The 15,387-nt window shown below is 68.7% G+C and carries 14 protein-coding genes; 5 read left to right on the top strand and 9 right to left on the bottom strand.

The features are described from left to right. Nucleotides 1–286: 286 nt before the first annotated feature. Complete coding sequence (locus ACRARE_RS08945) at nucleotides 287–1,216, top strand: LysR family transcriptional regulator (protein ID WP_432656085.1); 930 nt, start codon at nucleotides 287–289, stop codon at nucleotides 1,214–1,216. Here ACRARE_RS08945 and ACRARE_RS08940 read toward each other — a convergent pair. From ACRARE_RS08940 to ACRARE_RS08920, 5 genes are read right to left on the bottom strand one after another with little or no spacing between them, the layout of a single operon-like run. After that, nucleotides 1,204–2,547 carry a lyase family protein gene (locus ACRARE_RS08940; RefSeq protein ID WP_432656084.1) on the bottom strand — a complete coding sequence of 448 codons (1,344 nt, stop codon included), beginning with the start codon at nucleotides 2,545–2,547 and terminating at the stop codon, nucleotides 1,204–1,206. The genes ACRARE_RS08945 and ACRARE_RS08940 overlap by 13 nt on opposite strands. Beyond that, entirely contained in the window at nucleotides 2,544–4,169 is a 1,626-nt protein-coding gene (locus tag ACRARE_RS08935) for a dipeptide ABC transporter ATP-binding protein (RefSeq protein ID WP_432656083.1), read from the bottom strand. The genes ACRARE_RS08940 and ACRARE_RS08935 overlap by 4 nt, the downstream gene beginning before the upstream one ends. Then, complete coding sequence (locus ACRARE_RS08930) at nucleotides 4,166–5,074, bottom strand: ABC transporter permease (RefSeq protein WP_432656082.1); 909 nt, start codon at nucleotides 5,072–5,074, stop codon at nucleotides 4,166–4,168. The genes ACRARE_RS08935 and ACRARE_RS08930 overlap by 4 nt, the downstream gene beginning before the upstream one ends. Further along, a complete protein-coding gene (locus ACRARE_RS08925) occupies nucleotides 5,071–5,988 on the bottom strand; it encodes an ABC transporter permease (protein ID WP_432656081.1) in 918 nt (305 codons plus the stop codon). Before ACRARE_RS08925 ends, ACRARE_RS08930 begins: the two co-directional genes overlap by 4 nt. A 51-nt stretch (nucleotides 5,989–6,039) precedes the next feature. Further along, a complete protein-coding gene (locus tag ACRARE_RS08920; protein WP_432656080.1) occupies nucleotides 6,040–7,569 on the bottom strand; it encodes an ABC transporter substrate-binding protein in 1,530 nt (509 codons plus the stop codon). 343 nt (nucleotides 7,570–7,912) lie between these two features. On the opposite strand from ACRARE_RS08920, the gene ACRARE_RS08915 reads away from it, so the two are divergent. Next, nucleotides 7,913–8,518: an NYN domain-containing protein gene (locus ACRARE_RS08915; protein ID WP_432656079.1), complete on the top strand. Its 606-nt coding sequence runs from the start codon at nucleotides 7,913–7,915 to the stop codon at nucleotides 8,516–8,518. 24 nt (nucleotides 8,519–8,542) lie between these two features. On the opposite strand, the gene ACRARE_RS08910 is transcribed toward ACRARE_RS08915, so the two are convergent. Continuing rightward, complete coding sequence (locus tag ACRARE_RS08910; RefSeq protein ID WP_432656078.1) at nucleotides 8,543–9,439, bottom strand: LysR family transcriptional regulator; 897 nt, start codon at nucleotides 9,437–9,439, stop codon at nucleotides 8,543–8,545. Between the two features lie 109 nt (nucleotides 9,440–9,548). On the opposite strand from ACRARE_RS08910, the gene ACRARE_RS08905 reads away from it, so the two are divergent. From ACRARE_RS08905 to ACRARE_RS08895, 3 genes are read left to right on the top strand one after another with little or no spacing between them, the layout of a single operon-like run. Then, entirely contained in the window at nucleotides 9,549–10,544 is a 996-nt protein-coding gene (locus tag ACRARE_RS08905) for a TAXI family TRAP transporter solute-binding subunit (RefSeq protein WP_432656077.1), read from the top strand. Nucleotides 10,545–10,565: 21 nt separating this feature from the next. Beyond that, entirely contained in the window at nucleotides 10,566–12,473 is a 1,908-nt protein-coding gene (locus ACRARE_RS08900) for a TRAP transporter permease (RefSeq protein WP_432656076.1), read from the top strand. Continuing rightward, a complete protein-coding gene (locus ACRARE_RS08895; RefSeq protein WP_432656075.1) occupies nucleotides 12,470–13,537 on the top strand; it encodes an amidohydrolase family protein in 1,068 nt (355 codons plus the stop codon). Before ACRARE_RS08900 ends, ACRARE_RS08895 begins: the two co-directional genes overlap by 4 nt. 87 nt (nucleotides 13,538–13,624) lie before the next feature. Here ACRARE_RS08895 and ACRARE_RS08890 read toward each other — a convergent pair whose 3' ends face one another. From ACRARE_RS08890 to ACRARE_RS08880, 3 genes are all read right to left on the bottom strand, one after another. Continuing rightward, nucleotides 13,625–14,491 carry a VOC family protein gene (locus ACRARE_RS08890; RefSeq protein ID WP_432656074.1) on the bottom strand — a complete coding sequence of 289 codons (867 nt, stop codon included), beginning with the start codon at nucleotides 14,489–14,491 and terminating at the stop codon, nucleotides 13,625–13,627. Then, nucleotides 14,491–14,955 (bottom strand): DoxX family protein, encoded by a 465-nt coding sequence (locus ACRARE_RS08885; protein WP_432656073.1) that lies wholly within the window; start codon nucleotides 14,953–14,955, stop codon nucleotides 14,491–14,493. Before ACRARE_RS08885 ends, ACRARE_RS08890 begins: the two co-directional genes overlap by 1 nt. 84 nt (nucleotides 14,956–15,039) lie before the next feature. Beyond that, nucleotides 15,040–15,351, bottom strand: coding sequence for a hypothetical protein (locus tag ACRARE_RS08880; protein ID WP_432656072.1), 312 nt, complete (start codon nucleotides 15,349–15,351; stop codon nucleotides 15,040–15,042). Nucleotides 15,352–15,387: the final 36 nt, after the last annotated feature.

Raw genomic sequence — 15,387 nt, 5'->3', positions numbered from 1 at the left:
GTGCCGCATCCGGACCCATCCCCAGGCAATCCGCCGCGAAAGGGGCTCTCCGCCCCTTGGGGCAGGGCTGGTTTCGCTTGTCCTTGCGGAGATGTCGCAGAAGGGGGGCGTGTTCGGGCGCTCTCGTCGCAGGCCTGGACGTTGTCCCGGGGAAACACCTGCGCCCGGGTAGGCGGCTGTTCTGACCGTCGCATGTGAGCCGGAGCGCCTGCGCCCTCGTCGTCCACGCTTGCACCATTCGCTGCTTCGGTCCAGTCTGTTGTGGAAAACGAAAGGGTGGGGCCGGATGAACATCAAGGGGTTGCGTCTTTTCCGGCTGGTCGTCGCCACCGGATCGCTGGCGGAAGCGGCAGAGAAGGTGAACCTGTCCTCCTCCGCTGCCAGCCGCCTGCTGTCGCAGCTGGAGGAACAGTTGTCGCTCACGCTGTTCTCGCGCTCGCGGCGCAATCTGTCGCTGACCGAGGAAGGGGCGCTGTTCTACCAGCAGATTTCCAACACCCTGGACGGGATCGACGAGATCCCGCTGATTGCCCGCGACCTGCGCGACCGCAGCCGCAACTGGCTGTCGGTGGTCACCGCCGCGCCGCTGGCCAACGGGCTGGTGGTGCCCACCATCGCCGAGATCCGCAAGCTGAACCCCGATATCCGCTGTACCCTGCACGTCGAAACCCGCTTCGAGATCGAAAGCAAGGTGGCCGCGCGGGGCTACAACATCGGCCTGATCTCGCTGCCGATGGAGAACCGGATCATCCCGGTGGACGCCATGCCGGTGCTGCGCTCACGGCTGTCCGTGCTGATGCCAGCGGATCACCCGCTCGCAGCCCAGCGGGAGGTCAGTCTGAAAGCCCTGTCGGAGGTGCCGCTGGTCACGCTGGCCGTGGGCCAACGCTGGCGCGACCGGCTGGATGAGGCCATGGGCGAGGCGGGCCTGCGCGCGCGCGTCGCCTTCGAGACCGGCTCGACCCTGGTGACGGTCGAGATGGTGCGCCACGGGCTGGGCCTGACGCTGATCGACCAGCTGACCCTGCCGGCCTCGGCCCGCGACGGCCTTGTGCTGCGCCCGCTGGAGGGGGATCACTGGATCACCTATGCCAGCCTGCACGCCAAGGGCCCCCGGGCCGAGCTGTGCGAGGTCTTCCTCGACGCGCTCAGCGCCCATGTGGAGGCCCGCCGCGCCGAGGATCCCCAGTTCGCCGAGATGGTCTACCTGATCTGAGCGCGCAGCCTTGCGGCGTGATCCCGGGCCAGCTCTGCCGCCTCCAGGGCGATGCGTTGGCTGTCGCCGCAATAGCTCGCCGGGTCCAGCGCTGCGGTGACCTCGTCCGCCGAGAGCAGCGCTGCGATCTCGGCATCTGCCAGTAGGGTTTCGGCCAGCGTTCCCCCGGGGGCGGGGTGGTCCAGCGCATGGTGGATCAGGTCATGGGCGCGGGCGCGCCCGGTGCGGGGGGCCAGCAGCATCATCAGGTTTTCCGTGGCGATGGCCCCGCCGGTCAACGCGGCGTTCTGCGCCATGCGCGGGACGTTGACGGCGATCCGGCCCATCAACCCCTCGAACCGCTCGCACATCTCCCAGGCCAGGGGAATGGCGCGATCCATGATGGAACTCAGCAGCTGGTTGGTGGCGCTGTCGCCCTCGTGGCTGGAGCGCCCGGTTTCCATCGCAGGCGCCGCCAGGCCGCGCAGTTCCGCCGCATCGGCCAGCACCCGGACGACATATTTCGGGTTCACCTTGTGCGGCATGGTCGAAGACCCGACGGTGCCCGCATCCAGTCTTTCGGAAATCTCGCCGATCTCTTCGGTCATCAGCAGGTATAGCTCGGAAGCGATACGTTCCAGCGACATGGCCAGCAGGGACAGCTGCACGATGTAGTCGGCGAAGATGTCGTTGATCGTGCGGCCCGGCACCAGCAGCGGCGCCAGCCCGAAGCGGGCGGCGAGGCGGGTGTTCAGCTCTTTCCCCTCGGGGCCGAAGGCGTGCATGGCACCGACCGCGCCGCCGAAGGGCAGGACGAACTGCCGCCGCCCGCCGCCGTCCAGCCGGTCGAGGGCGCGGGTCAACTCCTCGATCCAGCCCGCCACCTTGAAGCCGAAGGTGATCGGCAGGGCGTGCATTCGGTTGGTGCGCCCAGGCATGAGAGTCTCGGCATGGGTTTCGGCCATCTGGCCCAACTGGCCAAGCGCCCCCGCCAACGCCCGGCGGATCGCCTGGTCGGCCTCGCGGATCAGCAGGATCCGGCCCGTTTGCATCACGTTCTGGGTGGTCGCGCCCCAGTGGACATAGGCGCCGGCCTCGCCTGCGGCCTGGGCCAGCAGGCGGGTCAGCGACAGGATCGGCGCATGGGTGACGGCGATGTCGGCCTCCAGCGCCGCGATGCCGATCCGGTCCAGCCGGGCGGCCGCGCGGATGCCCTGGGCGGCCGTGTCCGGGATGATCCCCATATCCGCCTGGACCTCGGCCAGGGCCGCCTCGACGTCCAGCCAGGATTGCCACAGGGTTTCCCGGGCAAAAAGGGTCCGGGGGGTCAGTTCAGGGGTGTTCAGCTTCATCGGGCCACCTGCCTGTCTTCAGCGGTTTCACCGAACCGCGGCGCCGCGGCCAGAAGCCGGGCGGTGTAATCGTTGGTGGGATTGGACAGGACGGCCTCGGCGGTGCCTTCCTCGACGATCCGGCCCCGGTACATGACCGCGATCCGGTCGGCCACCTCGTGCACCACGGCCATGTCATGGGTCACCAGCAGGCAGGTCAGCCCCATGTCGCGGCGCAACTCGTCCAGCAGATCCAGGATCTGCGCCTGCACCGAGACATCCAGCGCCGAGGTCGGTTCGTCGCAGATCAGCGCCTGGGGCCGTGTGACCAGCGCGCGCGCGATGGCCACCCGCTGGCGCTGGCCGCCGGACAGCTGCGAGGGATAGGCGTGCAGCAGCCGGGCGGGCAGGCGGACGCGTTCCATCGCCTCTTCCACGGCGGCCAGGCGCGAGGCCCGGTCGCCCTCGTCGCGCAGCACCAGCGGGCGGGCGATGATCTCGGCCAGGCGGCGGCGCGGGTTGAGCGAGGTATAGGGATCTTGGAAGACCGGCTGCACGAAGGCGGCGCGGTCCGTGGGCGCCAGCTCGGCCACCGGGCGGTCCAGCATCCGCACCTCGCCCGCGTCGGGCTGGTCGAGGCCCAGCAGGATCCGCGCCAGGGTCGACTTGCCGGAACCGCTTTCGCCGATCAGCGCCAAGGTTTCCCCGCGTTTCACCGACAGGCTGACCCCGTCCAGGGCCAGGGTCTCGCGTTTCGGCCCGAAAAGCCCCTTGCGCGAGGTGAAGCGGCGGGTGACGTCGCGGGCGGCGATAACCTCATCCGTCGCCGGGCGGGCCTCGGCGTGGCGCGGCGGTCCGTCCAGGCGTGGGATCGCGGCCAGCAGGGCCTTGGTGTAGTCGTGCCGGGGCTGGAACAGCACGTCCTGCGCCTGGCCCTGTTCGACCAGCTCGCCCATGTACATGACCGCCACGCGGTCGGTGCGCTGCGCCACCACCGCCAGGTCATGCGAGATCAGGATCAGCCCCATCTGGCGTTCGCGCCGCAGGTCGTCCAGCAGGTCGAGGATCTGCGCCTGAACGGTCACGTCCAGCGCCGTGGTCGGCTCATCCGCGATCAGCAGGTCCGGGTCCAGCATCAGGGTCATGGCGATCATCACCCGCTGGCGTTGCCCGCCAGACAGCTGGTGCGGGTACTGCGCCATGCGGTCCTGCGGATCGGGGATGCCGACGCGGTCCAGCAGGACCACGGCCTTCTGCCGGGCCTCGGGGACCGAAAGCAGGCCACGTGCCACCGCCGCCTCGGTCATCTGGCGGCCGATGGTGTAGACCGGGTTGAGCGAGGTCATCGGTTCCTGAAAGATCATGCCGATCTTGGGGCCGGGGATGGCGGCGGCAAAGGTCGCGTCCTCCAGGCTGGGCAGATCCTGACCGTCAAAGGCCATGCGCGCGGCGGTACAGCTGGCGCTGCGCGGCAGCAGTCGCATCAGCGCCAGCGCCGTCATGGATTTGCCCGAGCCGCTTTCGCCGACGATGCCCAGGGCTTCGCCGCGCGCGAGGGTCAGCGAGACGTCGCGGACCACATGCAGGGGCCCATTGGGCAGCGTCAGGGTGATGTCGAGGTTCTGGATATCGAGAAGCGTCATTCGTTGCGGCCCTCCGGCGAGGTGATGTCGCGTAGCCCGTCGCCCATCAGGTTGGCGCCGATGACCAGCAGGAACAGGCAGATACCGGGCAGGATCACCAGCCAGGGACGATAGAACATGGCCTGTTTGCCCTCGGCGATCATCAGGCCCCAGGACGGCGTCGGAGGCTGGATGCCGACGCCGAGGAAGGACAGAGAGCTTTCGGCGAGGATCGCGATGCCCAGTTCGAAGGTGAAGATCACGATGATCTGGCTCAGCAGATTGGGCAGGATCTCGTGCCAGATGATCTGCCGAGAGGTCGCGCCCGAGGCGGCGGCGGCGGCGACGAAATCCTGGGACCGGATGCGCTGTGTCGCGGCGCGGGTGACCACCAGGTAATAGGTCCAGTGCAGCACCCCGACGATGCCGATCACGACCCAGATCGAGGGGCCGATGATGAAGACCAGCGCCATGGCCAGCAGGAGGCCGGGCAGGGCCAGCTGGGCGGTCAGAAGGAAGCTGATGCCGTGGTCGATCCAGCCGCCGAAATAGCCCGCCAGCACGCCCAGGGTCACGCCGATCAGCATCCCCACGGTGGCGGCGCCAAGGCCGATGGTGATCGACACGCGGGTGCCGTAGATCAAACGCGACAGGTAATCGCGGCCGTTCTGATCGGTGCCCAGGATGTAATCCCAGCTGCCGCCCTCGGACCAGACGGGGGGCCGCATCCGGGCCGACAGGGTTTGCGCGAAGGGATCATGGGGCGCCAGCAGCGGGGCGAAGATGGCGATCAGCACGATCAGCAGGATCAGCCCGGCGCCCAGCAGAAAGCCGCGATGGCCGAACATGCGCTGGCGGAACATCTGGGCGGGGGTCATGGCGCGGTCGGTGGCGACGGGGGCCAGGGGTGTGTCGGTGGTACTCATCCGATCCGGATCCTCGGGTCCAGGGCCGCGTTCAGGATATCGGCCAGAAGGTTCATGGCGACAAAGACGATGGCGAAGACGAAGATCAGCATCTGCACGGTGGGGATATCCGCGCCCAGGATGCTTTCCAGCGCCAGCCGTCCCAGGCCGTTGATGGCAAAGATGCTTTCGGTGATGACGGAGCCGCCGAACTTCTGCCCCAGCTGGACCGCCAGGACCGAGATCACCGGCAGGATGGCGTTGCGCAGGGCATGGCGGCGCAGCAGTTGCCAGCCGCGAAACCCCTTGGAGCGTGCGGTGCGGATATAATCGGCGCCCATCACCTCGATCAGCCCGGTCCGGGTCAGGCGCATGACCGCCGGGACGGAGGAGGCGCCCAGGACGAAGGCCGGCAGGACGAAGTGGCGCCAGCTGTCATCGCCCGAGACCGGGAAGATCGGCATCATCACCGCGAAGAGGATGATCATGATCAGCCCCAGCCAGAAATTCGGCACCGCCTGGGCCGAGACCGCGACCCCAAGGGCCAGGCGGTCGATCCAGGAATTGGGGTTCAGGGCGGCCAGTGCGCCCAGGGGAATGGCAATCAGGATGGTCACGGCCAGGGCCGAGAAGGCCAGGGTGATGGTCTCGTCCGCGCGGTCGGCGACCAGCGAGGCCACAGGCTTGTGCCAGTAATAGCTTTCGCCGAAATCGCCCTGGACCACGCCGCCCAGCCAGTCGGCATAGCGCACGGCCAGCGGCCGGTCGAGGCCGTAGCGGGCGCGGATCGTCTCGACCACCTCGGGGGTGGCGTCCTCTCCGGCGATGGCCTGGGCCGGGTCGGCGGCGACGTTCAGCAGCAGGAAGGCGGCCAGGGAAACGGTGAAGGCCACAAGCAGGGCCAGCAGGCCGCGCAGGGCGATGTATCGCAGCATCAGGATGTCCTCGGGTGAGGGGCGGGGGCCGGGAAGGCCCCCACCGTCAGGTCATTTCCAGCTCGAGTTCTGCAACCGGGGCAGCCCGTCGGGGTCCAGCGGGAAGTCGAGATCGGGCGAGACCAGGTAGTTGGCCGCGTAGGAGAAGAGCGGCGCCCAATAGGCCTGATCGGCGATATGCCCGATGGCCTCGGAGTAGATCTCCTTGCGCTTCTCCTGATCGGCGGTCTGTTCTGCCGACAGGACAAGATCGGCCAGATCCTGGTCGCCGGACATGTTGCGATCCGACTCGGCATCAAAGTGGATCCGGGCGATGGCGGCGGTATCCGCTGTGCCGCCAGAGCCCCAGGTGCCGAAATAGGCCGGGATCTCGCGCGCGGCGCGGGCCTGGTTGAGGCTTTCCAGCTTCACGTAGCGCAGGTCCACGTCGATGCCCACGGCGGTCAGGTCGGAGGCCACGGCCTCTGCCACCGGCTTGTCGCGATAGGCCCACAGCTCCAGCGGGAAACCATCGGCGAAGCCCGCCTCGGCCAGCAGGGCCTTGGCCTTCTCGGGGTCGTAGTCATAGGCCGTGACGGACTGGTCGCAGCCGAACTGCGCCGGGTGGCAGGCGGTGTGGATCGCCTCGGCCGAGCCGCCGATCAGGTATTGCGCCATCTCAGCGGTGTTCAGCGCGTGGTTGATCGCCTGACGCACACGGACATCGGTCAGCGCCCCTTCGGGATCGGTATAGCCGTTGGCATCCAGCACCAGGAAGCCGACGCGCAGGTCGGGACCGGACAGATGGGTGGCCATGGGTGTGGCGCCCAGGCTTTCCGCCAGGTCCAGCGGCACCTTGAACATCCAGTCGATACCACCCGACATCAGCTCTGCCTGTTGGGTGCCGATATCGGGGATGTTGCGCACCACGATGCTCTCGATCGCGGGGGCCGCGCCGAAGAAGCCGTCATAACGTTCCAGCACAAGCTCGGTCCCCGGTTCGAAGCTGGTGACCCTGTAGGGGCCGGTGCCGATCAGGGCGCTGGCCATGGCGTCGCGGTCGATCTCGGCGCCGCTGCCATAGGTGCCGTCCTTGCGGATCATGATCCGGTTGGCCATGTCGCGCAGCACCAGCGGATAGACCGACTTCAGGTGGAAGCGGACCGAGGTGGGGCTGAGGACCTCGGCGGTGTCCAGCCAGCGGTCGACCACGCCGGTTGCGTTGGACTCGCTTTCGGGGTTGGCGATCCAGTTGTAGCTATAGGCCACATCGGCCGCCGTTAGCGGGGTGCCGTCGTGGAAGGTCACGTCATCGCGCAGGGTCACGTCCAGCGTCGCATCGTCGACCCAAGTATAGCCGGTGGCGATGGCGGGTTTGAATTCCTGCGTTTCCGGATCCAGGTCGAACAGCGTCGCATCGGTCAGCTGCGCCAGGATGATGTATTCGCGTTTGGTGGTGTAGTTGTAGTCGAGGTTCAGGATTTCCTCGGCCATGGCGACGCGCAGGGTGTCGTCGTCGGGGCCGGCAAGGGCGGGGGCGCCGGCTGCGCACACGGCCAGCACGCCCGCGGCACGCAGGGCGCGCCAGAGCTTAGTGTTCATGATGTTCCTCCCTATCAATGCCGAAAGCTTAGCAGAGGGGGATACGTCCGGAAATTTCAAAGATAGGGCCAACTGTTGTGTTTTTCGCAACTGATGGGCGGGCCGGGGCCCAGGGCCTTCGGGCGCGGCAAGGGGCGCCGGTGTCGCGTGTTTCCGGGTCCCGTCCACTGTGTCGGCCCTCGGGAGGATGCTGCCGTCGGGGGGAGATCCCTTGGCGCATCGGAATGCCTCCGGGGGCCGCCCCCCTGGACGTGTTTTCCGTCTTCGTCTGCCGCCGAACCGCCAATGTCGGTTGCACCTTTGCCCGTTGCGGCGTTTCATCGGGCGAGGGGGAGGGTCCGGCATGTTCGCACTCATCATCATTTTGGCCCTGTCCACGGCGGGCCTTCTGGCGGCGCTGCTGGTGCCGGGGCTTTCGGATTGGCTGTTGCTGGCCGGGCCCTGCACGCTGGCCAGCCTTTTCCTGCTCCTGCGGCAGCTTCTGCGCGGCGACGGGGCGCCCGGGGCGTGGCGGCGGGGCGGGGTCATCCTGGATGGGTCCAACATCATGCATTGGAAAGGGCAGGGGCCGGACCTCGGCCCCGTGCAAGAGGCGGTGCGGCTGTTGCGGGACCGGGGCCAGGTGCCGCTTGTCGTCTTCGATGCCAATGCCGGATACAAGCTCTGTGGTCGCTACCAGGGCAGCGGCGCCCTGGCCAAGCGTCTCGGGATGCGGCCCGGCCAGGTGCGGGTGGTGCCGAAGGGCACTCCGGCGGATGAGGTCATCCTGCAATTGGCGCGGCAACGGGGCGCCCGGGTGGTCACCAACGACCGGTTCCGTGATTGGGTCGATCGCCACCCCGAGGTCGCCGAAGAGGGGTATCTTCTGCGCGGCGGCTATCGGGCGGGGCGGCTTTGGCTGGATCCGCGCGGACCGGCCGGGGCGGAGGGCGGCCGTCTCAGGGCCTGACCCGTGTGTCCGTCGACGGCGCGGCTACCGCAGATCGGCCGCCAGCAGTTCGACGAAACGTTGCGCCGGGGGCGACAGGCTGCGGCCCCGGCGGCTGATCACCGCCATGGTGCGGGTGATCACCGGATCGACCAGCGGCACCACCACCACCTCGGGATTGCGGATCGCCTGGGCCAGCCGGGCCGGGAAGGCCGCCATGCCCATGCCGCTGGCCACCATCCATTCGGCGGAATAGAGAAAGCCGATCTCGCTGACCACATTGGGGTTGCCCCCGGCGGCGCGGATCGTCGCCTCGACCTGCTCGCGCACCCCGTAGTTGCGCCGCGCCAGGATCAGCGGCTCGCCATCCAGCGCGCGCCAGGCCACCTGGGGCCGCCGCGCCAGCGGATGGGTGCGGTGGCAGACCAGGTGGACCGGATCGTGGTGCAGCACGCGATAGTCGAAATCGGCCCGGTCGCCCGGCGGAATGCCGATGCCGAAATCCACCTTCTCGTCCCGGATCAGGCTGAAGAACTGGTCGGGGGCGCAGTCGTTCATGTCCAGCTGGATCCGGGGGTGGGCCGCGAGGAAGCGTTCGACCGTGCGCGGCAGCAGGGCAATGCCGGTGGCGGGCGTGGCCGCGATGCGCACCACCCCGCGTTCCAGCTCTTTCAGGTCGGTCATCACCGCGTCGATCGAGGCCACGTCGGCAAGAATGCGGTTCACGATGCCGATGATCTGCTCGACCGCCTCGGTCGGAGTCACCCGCCGCGTGGTGCGGTCGAAAAGGCGCGTGCCCAGGGTCGCTTCGGCCTGGCCCAGCAGGACGCTGGCCGCCGACTGGCTGACCGCCAGGGCCTCGGCGGCGGCCGAGATCTGGCCCGCGTCATAGATCGCCCGGATCGCCTGCAACTGGCGAAGGGTCAGGTGGGAAATGGTCATTCATAAGGTTCCTACATGAATATCACGTAAACATTCATCAAAAGGGACAATCTATCAATGCTAACCTGACCTCCCGGCGGAAGAGGAGCTGCCGGCAAGGGAGGATATCATGATCGCACGTTTCATGGCTGCCGCTTGCGCGGTGGCCGCTACCATTGGCGTGGCCGCACCGGCCCAGGCCCAGGGACGCATCACGCTGGGCACCAACCCGCAGGGGACGCTGTATTACACCATCGGCGGGGGCATCGCCGCCGCGCTGCAAGACAGCCTGGAACGCCAGGTGACGGTGCAGCCCTTCACCGGGTCCTCGGTCTATATCCCGCTGATCGACGCGGGCGAGGTGACCCTGGGGCTGAATTCCTCGATCGACGCGGGCGCCTGGTACCGTGGCGAATACGGCAATGATCCCTATACCGACATCCGCGTCCTGGCCCGGCTCTGGCCGCTGCGTCAGGCCCTGGTGGTGCGCGCCGACAGCGGCATGACCGAGGTCGCCGACCTGGCGGGCAAGCGGGTCATCACCGAACTGTCGGCCCAGGCGGCCACGGGGCGGGTGAATACCGCCATCCTTCAGGCCGGGGGGCTGTCGCTGGATCAGGTCGAAGGCGTGACCGTCGCGGGCCTGGGCCAGGGGATGGAGGCGCTGACCGAAGGGGCGGTGGATGCCACCGGCGTGGCCGTGGGGATCCCGTTGACCCAGCAGGCCCATGCCACGATCCCCGGCGGCATCCGTTATCTGTCGATCACCGGCGAGGGCGCCACCAGCGAGGGCATCAACGCCCTGTTCAACGGGGTCTATCTGATGGAGGTCGCCCCCAATCCCCGGATGCCCGAGATCACCGATCCGGTCACCGTCTCGGCCTATGACGTCTACCTGACCACCTCGGCCGATCTGTCGGACGAGGATGCCACGGCGATCCTGTCGGCCCTCTATGACGACCTGCCGGGGCTGAAGGCGGACTACCCGCCGCTGGCCGCCGCCGCGCAGGATCTGATGGCCGCGCCCACCAACACGGTGCCCTACCACCCGGCCGCCGTCGCCTTCTTTACCGAGAAGGGGATCTGGTCCGAGGAAAACGCCGCCCGCGACGCAGCCTTGCAGTAAGCGCGGCGAAGGAGAGCTGTCATGAGCCGTCGGATCGTCACCGCGCTTTTGCCGGTGCTGGGGATCGCCTGGATCCTCGATCTGCCCGGGCGCCTGGGCGCCGTGGTCATCACCGAGCAATACCTGGCCGTGGTGCTGGGGCTGGCGGTGCTGGCGGGCCTGGTGGCCAAGCCCCTTGCGGGGGGCTGGCGCTGGCCCGACCTGGCCTTTGCCCTGGCCGCCATGGGCGGCTGGCTCTGGCTGGCCTGGAACTATGAGGACTGGCTGCTGACGGCCCATCTGCGGGGGCCCGAGAAATGGGTGCCCGCAGCCCTGGCCATCGCCGGGATGCTGGAGGCCACCCGGCGCCATTGCGGCCTGGTCCTGGCGGTGCTGGGCGTGGTCTTCATGGCCTACGGCTTCTGGGGCTGGCTGGCGCCGGGGCTTTTCGAAGGGGCCTATCTGAAGCCCGCCCGCTACCTGCTTTATGTCTACAACGACAGCAACGGCGTGCCCGGGCTGGTGCTGAACGTGGCGGCCAATCAGATCATGGGGTTCATCCTGTTCGGCGTCGTGCTGACCGCCGTCGGCGGGTCTGATGCCATGACCCAACTGGCGCTGTCGTTGATGGGGCACCGCCGAGGCGGCCCGGCCAAGGTGGCCATCCTGGCCTCGTCGCTCTTTGGCACGCTGTCGGGCTCGACCGTGGCCAATGTCATGTCCACCGGGGTGGTCACCATCCCGATGATGAAGAAGGCAGGCTTCCCCGCGCGCTATGCCGCCGCGATCGAGGCCGTGGCCTCGAACGGCGGGCAGATCGCGCCGCCGGTCATGGGGGCGACGGCCTTCGTCATCGCCGAGTTCCTTCAGGTGGGCTATGGCGACGTGGTGATCGCGGCCTTCCTGCCCGCGCTCTTCTACTACTACCTGCTCTATCGCCAGGTGGACCGCTTCGCCGTGGCCCATGGCATCGCCGGCGAGCCGCGCGAGGCCCTGCCGAAACCCGGCGCCGCCCTCTTGGGGGCCTGGCCGCTGCTGGCCCCGCTCGGCGTGCTGATCTGGTTCCTTTTCGTGCTGGGCTACGGGCCGGGCAAGGCCGCGCTTTACTCGGCCCTGGCGGCGCTGGCGCTGAACCTGATCCGCGCCCCGCGCGAGACGCTGTCGCCCCGTTTCCTGGGCCGGATCCTGGCGATCTCGGGGCAGACGCTGGTGCCGGTGATCCTGGTCAGCGCCGTGGCGGGGATCGTCATCGGTACGATCAACGTCACCGGACTGGGCTTCGCCCTGACCCTGGCCCTTGGCAAGATCGCCGCCGCGGGTGGCCTGCTGTCGCTCTTGGCGGCCACCGCCGCCCTTGCGGTGATCCTGGGCGTCGGGATGCCCACCACGGGCGTCTATGTGGTGATCTCGGTCCTGCTGGCGCCCGCGCTGGTGAAGGCCGGGGTCGAGCAGATGAGCGCCCATCTCTTCATCTTCTACTTTGGCCTGCTGTCCATGCTGACCCCGCCGGTGGCCATCGCCAGCTATTCGGCCGCCTCCATCGCCGGATCGGACATGTGGCAGACCGGCGTGACCGGGGTGAAACTGGCGATCACCGCCTACCTGCTGCCCTTCGTCTTCGCCCTGAACCCGGCGCTGGTCTGGCATGGCAGCTGGTCGGAGATCGCCGTCTCTGTCGTGACCATCGCCGTGGCGGGCTTCCTGCTGGCCGAGGTGCTGGCCAACCGCCGCGCCTACGGCGGCGGGGCCCGCCGCCTGGCCGTGGGGGCCCTGGCGCTGGCCATCGGCGGGCTGACCGCCGTGCTGCCCCCCGCAAGCCTGCCCGCGCTGATCGGCACGCTGGCCTCTCTTCCGGCTGCCTGGCTGCTGACCCGCTTCGCGGGCGGCGGGCAGGGGGCCTCTTCCCGGACCCCTGAAGATCGAAAACTCGAAGAAGGACAAACGACATGACCCTGCGCTATCCCGATTTCCCGCCGCGCAATCCCAACCCGCCCTACAAGCGGATCGCCACCGAAGAGGCCTGGCTGCCGCAGGAGATCAAGGATCTCTACATCAAGGGCCTGGATGACGGCTCGATCAGCGATCCGGGGTTCCAGAGCCTGTGGGGCTTCTTCGGCAAGTCGAAGACCGAGAAGGCCCAGGCGCATAACCGGCGCATCACCTCGCTGGGCGAGGAGCGGCTGGCGGACATGGATGCGGCAGGCATCGACATGGCGGTGCTGGCGCTTTCCAGCCCCGGGGTGCAGGTGTTCGAGCCCGCCCAGGGCACGGCGCTTGCGCGCATGGCCAACGACATGCTGGCCGAGGGCGTCGCGGCCCATCCCGACCGTTTCCTGGGGCTGGCGGCCTTCTCGCCGCTCGACATCGGCGAGGCCGAGAAGGAGCTGGAACGCGGGGTGACCAAGCTGGGGCTGCGCGGCGGCATCCTGAACTCGCACACCCTGGGGGTCTATCTGGACGACGAGAAATACTGGGGTCTCTTCGAGGCGGCAGAGGCGCTGGACGTGCCGATCTACCTGCACCCCAACACGCCGCCCGCCGACATGATCGACCCCTTCCTGCCGCGCTGCCTGGATGCCGCCGTCTATGGCTTTGCCTGCGAGACGGGGTTGCACGCGCTGCGGCTGGTGGTCTCGGGCCTGTTCGACCGGTTCCCCAAGCTGAACATCATCCTCGGCCATTGCGGCGAGGCGTTGCCCTACTGGCTTTACCGGATCGACTACATGCACGGGCATATCTCGAAGACCGGGCGCCATCCCAATGTGCAGCCGCTGAAGCGGCGCGCCTGGGACTATCTGATCGACAACTTCTACTACACCTCCTCGGGCGTCGGCTGGGCGCCGCCGGTGAAGTTCGTGCAAGAGGTGATCGGCGTCGACCGGATGATGTATGCCATGGACTACCCCTGGCAATACGTGCCCGAAGAGGTCGGCGTCTTCGACCACATGGATGTGCCCGACAGCGCCAAGAAGGCCTTCTACGAGGACGTGGCGCGCAAGGTCTTCAAGATCTGAACGGATTTCTCCCTGGCCGGAGCGGCAATGCTGTTGCCGCTCCGGTCTCTGGCAGGTTGCCGCCGTCGTGAACGGCGGCAACGGGGCTCAGACAACGCGGATCCGGGTGCCCCAGTCGTCCTCGAAGAGGCCCGCCCGACCGGGTGCGCGGCTTTGCAGCTCGACGAAGTCCAGCCCGGTTTCGCGCGCCGACCGGCGCCCGGCCCCGGCGCTGAGCCATTGGTTCACCGCCACATGGTGGTGGTAGCCGCCGGTCGACAGGAAGACCGCGTCGTCGCGGGTGCTGACCGCGTCGAAGCCCAGGGTCTCGCGCCACCAGCGCCCGGCGCGGGGCGCATCGCCCACCTTCAGGTGCACATGGCCGATGCAGGTCCCCGCAGGGGCGCCGCGCCAGGAGGGTGGCAGCAGGCCGAGCGCGCCCATGATCCCCTCGACGTCCAGGGCATAGGTGCCCATCTGAACCTCGCCGCCGACCCAGTCCCAGCTGTTCTGGGGGCGGTCGGCGTAGATCTCGACGCCGTTGCCCTCGGGGTCGGTCAGGTAGATCGCCTCGCTGACCCGGTGATCGGCGGTGCCGGTCACGGGCAGGCGCTGGTCAATGGCCATGGCGATCCACTGCGCCAGGTCGCGGCGTGTGGGCAGCAGGAAGGCGGTGTGGAAAAGGCCCGCCTCTTGCGGCGCGGCCAGGGTCAGCCCGCTGACTTCGGTCAGGGCCAGCAGGGGCGCGCCCCCGGCGCCCAGCCAGATCGTGGCCCCCTCGCGGCGGATCTCTTGCAGGCCCACGGCGGCGCGGTACCAGGCCGCCAGGGCCTCGGCATCCCGGCTGCGCAGCCCGACGGTGCCCACATGGACCGGCGCCTGAAGCGGCAGGCTGTTGCCCGCCAGGGCCCCGCCCGGCAGGGTGGAGGCCAGCGCCGCAGCGCCAGCCCCCGTCAGCAGCGAACGCCGCCGCATCACAGCTCGCGCCCGATCAGCCGGTCCAGCGAGTAGCGGCCGCCGCCCTTGGCGAGGAAGGTCAGGGTGACCGCCGACCAGATCAGCGACAGCTCGGCGCCGCGATAGCCCTGTTCCAGCACGATCCAGTGGAAATAGACCGTCACCAGCAGGATGACGGTGGTGCCGCCCGCCGCCAGCCGCGTCAGCAGGCCAAGCGCCAGCAGCAGCCCGCCGGTGAACTCGGTCACCGACAGAAGGATCGACCACAGCCAGCCGGGGGCGAAGCCCAGGCCGGTGACCATTTCGGCGGCGCCTGTGGGGTTCTGGATCTTGGGCCAGCCATGGACCATCAGCGCCACGCCGCTGATGACGCGCAGCCACAGCTCGGTCAGGGGTGCGGCCAGGCGGTAGACCGGCGCCAGCACGGGCAGCAGAAGGGTCGGGGTTTCGGGTTTGGTCAGGGTTTCGGTGTTGGTCGTCATCTTTTCATGTCTCCATAATCCGCGCGCGCCCGCAGGCGTCGCGCAAGGGTCGGCCCCCGGGGGGGCGTGTCAGCGGGATGGAGATCAGGCGCGCGGCGGCCTGCGGTCGGGCCGCAAGGCCCGCCCCGGCGTGGCGACGACGTCATAGACGAACCGCAGGGCGGCCAGCCCCGTGGGGCGGGCGGGCAGCGCGGTGGCGCCGGGCAGGGCACAGGTCAGGCAGGGGCTTTTGGCCGGGGCGCGCGGCGCCGAGGTCAGGCCCGGCGCCAGGCAGACGACCTCGTCGGAGATCCCCGGGCTGCTGGCGCAGCCCGAGGTGGCGCGGGCCTGCAAGGGCGCCAGCGCCGTCAGGAGCAGCGCCGCCAGGGTGGCGCAAAGGGTCAGGTAACGCAGCATTCGCCGTCCGCAGCTTGTCTTGCGGCCCGGTTTTGG

The sequence above is a fragment of the Pseudooceanicola aquaeponti genome (assembly GCF_050897975.1).
In the GTDB taxonomy this organism is placed as follows: domain Bacteria; phylum Pseudomonadota; class Alphaproteobacteria; order Rhodobacterales; family Rhodobacteraceae; genus Pseudooceanicola.
Note: the sequence above shows the minus strand (reverse complement) of the source record. Positions and strands in the feature narration are given on the sequence as shown.